The organism is Nocardioides sp. (assembly GCF_036274455.1).
Classification (GTDB): Bacteria; Actinomycetota; Actinomycetes; order Propionibacteriales; family Nocardioidaceae; genus Nocardioides.
Genome location: NZ_DASUFR010000003.1, coordinates 1 through 5663, shown reverse-complemented (window position 1 = coordinate 5663; position 5663 = coordinate 1). Strand labels below are relative to the sequence as shown.

4 protein-coding genes are annotated in these 5663 nt (G+C 75.0%); 3 read left to right on the top strand and 1 reads right to left on the bottom strand.

The window, feature by feature from the left end; translation table 11 throughout:
- The coding region (locus VFV89_RS00230) for a transcriptional repressor (RefSeq protein WP_329703875.1) at window positions 1-183 on the bottom strand (183 nt) is incomplete at its 3' end.
- A 153-nt stretch (window positions 184-336) separates the two neighbouring features.
- Here VFV89_RS00230 and VFV89_RS00225 point away from each other — a divergent pair.
- From VFV89_RS00225 to VFV89_RS00215, 3 genes are all read left to right on the top strand, one after another.
- Window positions 337-1014 (top strand): hypothetical protein, encoded by a 678-nt coding sequence (locus tag VFV89_RS00225; RefSeq protein ID WP_329703874.1) that lies wholly within the window; start codon window positions 337-339, stop codon window positions 1012-1014.
- Entirely contained in the window at window positions 1011-2561 is a 1551-nt protein-coding gene (locus VFV89_RS00220; RefSeq protein ID WP_329703873.1) for a DNA polymerase Y family protein, read from the top strand. Before VFV89_RS00225 ends, VFV89_RS00220 begins: the two co-directional genes overlap by 4 nt.
- Before the next feature lie 25 nt (window positions 2562-2586).
- Window positions 2587-5663, top strand: a 3077-nt coding sequence (locus tag VFV89_RS00215) for an error-prone DNA polymerase (RefSeq protein WP_329703872.1), incomplete at its 3' end; no start/stop codon positions are given.

Here is a 5663-nt window from a genome sequence, read left to right as displayed (position 1 = left end):
CTTCAGCACGTCGTAGACGGCCTGGTGGCTGATCTCCCCGGACTCCGCGCGTACGGCAGTGATCAGCGAGTCGGTGTCGGCGTGGGGGAGGCGGCGTACGGCGTCGAGGACGGCCATGCGCTGCTGCGTCACGCGCAGCCCCGCCCCACGGAGCGACTGCTCGTGCTGCGCCGTGGAGGTCACGCTCCGCACTCAACCGCATTTTCTTGAATGGTTCAAGACTCGTGTTCCAGGAAACGGGCCTGTGCGTCCGTGCCGTGGCTCGGTGAGCGCGTGGTGGCCGGCTGATCGCTCGCCCGGCTTGACGGGTTCGAACACATGTTCGAAACTTGCCCGGTGACCATCACTCCGGCCCTGGACCCGGCGCGCCCGGTCCTGGACCAGCTGCGCGAGCGGGTCACGGCACTGGAAGGCGGGCCGGCGCGGCTGCCCGTGCCGGTGCTGCCGGCGCTGTCCGGCCTGGTCACCCTGCGCACCGGCAGCAGCTACGGCGTCGACTCCGCGTCCCTGGCGCTCGCGCTGGCCGCCGGTGCGTCGCGCTCCGGAGAGTGGGTGGGTTTCGCCGGGTGGGCCGACTTCGGGGCCGAGGCGGCCGCCGGCCTCGGAGTCGACCTGGCACGCACCGTCCTGGTCCCCGACACCGGCGAGCACTGGCTCGAGGTGACCGCGGCCCTCGTCGACGTGCTGCGGGTCGTCGTCCTGCGGCCGCCCACGCGGGTCGACGCGCGGGCGGCCGGCGTCCTCGACGCCCGGCTGCGCAAACGCTCCTCGGTCCTCGTGGTCTGGGGCGACTGGCCACGCTGCGAGGCGCGGCTGAGCCTCGAGGACGTCCGGTGGACCGGTCCCGACCACGGTCATGGCCGGCTGCGCAGCCGACAGGTGCGGGTCGCCGTACGCCGCGGCACCGCACCACCGGTCCGCGCCGAGCTGGCCTTCCCGGGCGACGAGGCCCCGCTGAACCTGCTGTCGGCGGACCAGCCGCCGGGCCGGACCCTGAGGTGGGCGTCGGGATGAGGGTGCTGGTCGTCTGGTGCCCGGACTGGTCGGTGGTCGCGGCGCTGCGCGAGGCCGAGCGGTCGCCGGCGGAGCCGGCCGCGGTGCTGGCGGCCGGTGTGGTCGAGGTGTGCAACTGGCCGGCCCGGGACGAGGGGGTGCGGCGCGGTCAGCGGCGCCGGGACGCGCAGGCCCGCTGTCCCGAGCTGGTCCTGCTCGAGGCCAACCCGGACCGGGACGCCCGGCACTTCGAGCCGGTGCTGGAGACGGTCGAGGCCCTGCGGCCTGGTGTGGCCTCGCTCCGGCCGGGGCTGCTCGCCGTCCGCGCGCCCGGTCGCTGGTTGGGAGGAGAGGCCAATGCGGCCGCGGTCCTGGCCGAGACGCTCGTCGACGCGGGCGTGTGGGACTGCCGCCTCGGCGTGGCCGACGACCTCTTCACCGCCGAGCAGGCGGCCCGCCGGGCCCGGGTGCAGGAGTGCGAGCTGGTGCCGGCGGGTGGGTCGGCGGCCTTCCTGCGTGAGCTGCCGGTGGAGGTCCTCGAGGCCGACGGGGCGGAGGGCCGCGAGGCGGTCAGCCTGCTGCGCCGGCTCGGTCTGCGCAGCCTGGGGGACCTCGCAGCGCTGCCGCTCGACGCGGTGCAGGACCGGTTCGGCGCCTACGGCGCCCGGACCTGGCGCCGGACACGCGGTGAGGCACCCACCCGCATGGCCCCTCGCACCCCTCCCCCCGACCTGACCGCCGAGGTCTGCTTCGAGCCACCCCTCGACTCGGTCGAGGCCGTCTGCTTCAGCGTCCGCACGACCGCGGAGCGGCTGGTCACCGACCTCGCCTCGCGCCAGCTGGTGGCCACCGGGGTGCGGGTCGAGGCCGAGCACGACGGCGCGGTCGCCTCGGCCCGCACCTGGCTGCACCCGCGCTACTTCTCGGTGCGCGACCTGGTCGACCGGGTGCACTGGCAGCTGCAGGGCAGCGCGGGGCTGCGCTCGCGCCACGACGCCGGGCAGGTGCGGGCGCCGGTCGAGCGCGTCCGGTTCGTTCCCGAGGTGGTCGAGCCGGCCGCCGCGCACAGCGAGGGGCTCTGGGGCGGGGCGGGTGAGGAGCTGGTCGAGCGCGGGGTGGCGCGGGTCCAGGCGATGGTCGGCTTCGACGCCGTGACCCGGCCGGTGCTGCAGGGTGGGCGCAGTCCGCGCGACCGGCAGGCCACGGTCCCGTGGGGCGAGCGTGCCACCGCGCTGCGTCCCCTCGACCGGCCGTGGCCGGGACAGGTCCCCGGCCCGGCACCGTGCCGGGTCTTCGCCGAGCCGGCCGTCGCCGAGGTGCGCGACCAGGCCGGTCGCGCGGTGGCGGTGACCGAGCGCGGTGTGGTGAGCGGGGAGCCGACCCGGGTCCTCCTCGACGGCGGCTGGCAGCCGGTGCTGGCCTGGGCCGGCCCGTGGCCGGTCGACGAGTCCTGGTGGTCCGACGGCCCCGGCCGCGCGTCCCGCTTCCAGGTGGTGGGCGCCGACGGCCGGGCCTGGTTGCTCGTGTGCGGGCCGGACGGCTGGCGCGTCGAGGCGGGGTACGACTGATGGTCGCTGCGAAGGGCGGAGCCTGATGGGCTGGGGCAACCCGCCGATCTCCTGGAAGGAGCTCGAGCGGCGTCTCTCAGGGCTGCCCGGCGCCGACGACGCGCCCGTCTCGCGGCCCAAGCGACGCCGGCTCGAGCCGCGGGTACGGGCGCCGGCCCCGGAGGCCGGGCACACGGCGTACGCCGAGCTGCACTGCCACAGCCACTACAGCTTCCTCGACGGAGCGTCCTCGCCGGCCGAGCTGGTCGATGAGGCCGTCCGGCTGGGTCTGCACGGCCTGGCGATCACCGACCACGACGGCTTCTACGGCGCCCCGATGCTGGCCGAGGCCGCGGCGGCCCACCCCTCGGCCCCGCTCCGCACGATCTACGGCGCCGAGCTGTCGCTGGGGCTCAGCGGCCCGCAGAACGGGGTTCCCGACCCCGAAGGACACCACCTGCTGGTCCTGGCCCGCGGTGTGGAGGGCTACCACCGGCTGGCCGCGGCGATGACGGCCGCGCACCTGCGCGGCGACGAGAAGGGCCGCCCCGTCTACGACCTCGACGAGCTCGCAGACCGGGGCCGCGGCCACTGGGTCGTCCTGACCGGGTGCCGCAAGGGGGCGGTGCGCGCGGCGCTGTCGGCCGGTGGCCCCCGGGCGGCGGCCGGGGAGCTCGACCGGCTGACCCAGCGTTTCGGGCTCGACGGGGTTGCCGTGGAGCTGTCACCCGGCGCGCACCCGACGGCCGACGAGACCAACGAGGTGCTGGCGCGGCTCGCCGGTGACCACGGACTGCCGGTCGTGGCGGCCGGCAACGTCCACCATGCCACCCCGGCCTCGGCCCGGCTCGCCTCGGCGATGGCCGCCGTGCGCGCCCGCCGCAGCCTGGCCGACATGGACGGCTGGCTCGACCTGTCGGGGACCGCACACTTGCGCAGCGGGGCTGAGGTCGCGAGGGCGCTGCGCCGCTGGCCCGACGCCGTGCCCCACAGCGTGGTGCTCGCCGACGAGCTCGCCTTCGACCTGCGCAAGGCCTCGCCCCGGCTCCCCAAGCACCGGATCCCCCAGGGGCACACCGCCGACTCGTGGCTGCGCGAGCTGGTGTGGCGCGGCTTCGAGGAGCGCTACGCCGGCCTGCCCCACGCCGAGGAGGCCCGGGAGCGCATCGAGCACGAGCTGCGGGTCGTGGCGGACAAGGACTTCGCCGGCTACTTCGTGATCGTCCACGACATCGTCGACTTCGCCCGCAGCCACGGCATCCTGTGCCAGGGCCGCGGCTCGGCGGCCAGCTCGGCGGTCTGCTACGCGCTGGGCATCACGGCCGTCGACGCGGTCTTCTACCGGCTGCCCTTCGAGCGGTTCATCTCCGCACACCGCGACGAGGAGCCCGACATCGACGTCGACTTCGACTCCGACCGCCGGGAGGAGGTCATCCAGTGGGTCTACGACACCTACGGGCGGCACAACGCCGCCCAGGTGGCCAACGTGATCACCTACCGGCCGCGGATGGCGGTCCGCGACGCGGCCAAGGCGCTCGGCCACTCACCCGGCCAGCAGGATGCCTGGTCCAAGCAGATCGACGGGTGGCATGCGGTGGTCGCCGGCGACCACGGCGACCCGGCCGCGCACGACGTACCCGTCCCGGTCGTCGCGCTGGCCGACCAGCTGATGGGCGCCCCTCGGCACCTCGGCATCCACTCCGGCGGGATGGTCCTCACCGAGCGGCCGATCGGCGAGGTGTGTCCGATCGAGCGGGCCCGGATGGAGCGCCGCACGGTCCTGCAGTGGGACAAGGACGCGTGCGAGTCGATGGGGCTGGTGAAGTTCGACCTGCTCGGCCTCGGCATGCTCGGGGCGCTGGACCACATGATGAGGCTGGCTGCCGAGCACACGGGGGAGTCGTGGGACCTCGCGACGATGCCCAAGGAGGAGCCGGCCGTCTACGACATGCTCTGCCGCGCCGACTCGGTCGGGGTCTTCCAGGTCGAGAGCCGGGCCCAGGTCGGCACTCTCCCGCGGCTGCGGCCGCGAGAGTTCTACGACCTGGCCATCGAGATCGCGCTGATCCGGCCGGGGCCGATCCAGGGCGGGGCGGTGCACCCCTACGTGCGCCGCGCCACCGGCGCGGAGCCGGTGACCTACGAGCACCCCGACCTGGTCCCGGTGCTCGAGCGGACCCGCGGGGTGCCGCTCTTCCAAGAGCAGCTCATGGCGATGGCCGTCGCGCTGGGCGACTGCTCACGCGACGACGCCGACCTGCTGCGCCGGGCGATGGGCTCCAAGCGCGGGGTCGAGCGGATCGAGAGCATCAAGCAGAAGCTCTACGCAGGCATGGCGCGCCGCGGGCTGGTCGGAGACGTGGCGGACGCGATCTACGTCAAGATCCTCTCCTTCGCCAACTTCGGCTTCGCCGAGTCGCACGCCCTCAGCTTCGCGCTGCTCGTCTACGCCAGCTCGTGGTTCAAGCTGCACTATCCGGCCGCCTTCCTGGCCGGGCTGCTGCGCAACCAGCCGATGGGCTTCTACTCGCCGCAGTCCCTGGTCTCCGACGCGCGCCGCCACGGCGTCGTCGTACGCCGTCCCGACCTGCTGCGCTCGAGGGCGCTGGCCGACCTCGAGCCGGTCGACGAGACGGGGGAGCCCGGCGCCACCGGCCTCCAGGAGTGCCTGGAGCCGCACTTCTCCCGCACCGAGTGGAGTGCCGACGCCCCCGACCCGACGTCGTCCCATCGCCGGGACGGGCGGCACGCCGTCCGCCTGGGCCTCGACTCGGTGCGTGGCATCGGCCTCGAGGTCGCCGAGCGGATCGTGGCGGCCCGCGAGGAGGCCCCGTTCGCCGGGGTCACCGACCTCTCCCGGCGCGCCGGCCTCACCTCCGCGCAGCTGGAGGCGCTGGCCACCGCCGGTGCCTTCGACTCCCTGGGGCTCGACCGACGCCAGGCGCTCTGGGCGGCCGGTGCCGCCGAACGGCCCGACCACCTGGTCGGCACCACGCCTGCACCCGCACCTCCGCCGCTCCCGGTCATGTCCGAGGTGGAGCTGACCCTCGCGGACCTGTGGGCGACCCGCATCTCGCCGGAGCGGCACCCGGTCGAGCACCTGCGCGACGAGCTGACCCGGGC

Bases quoted from the DNA above. Each gene is read 5' to 3' on its own strand.
- VFV89_RS00220 (WP_329703873.1), top strand. From the start codon at position 1,011: ATGAGGGTGCTGGTCGTCTGGTGCCCGGACTGGTCGGTGGTCGCGGCG.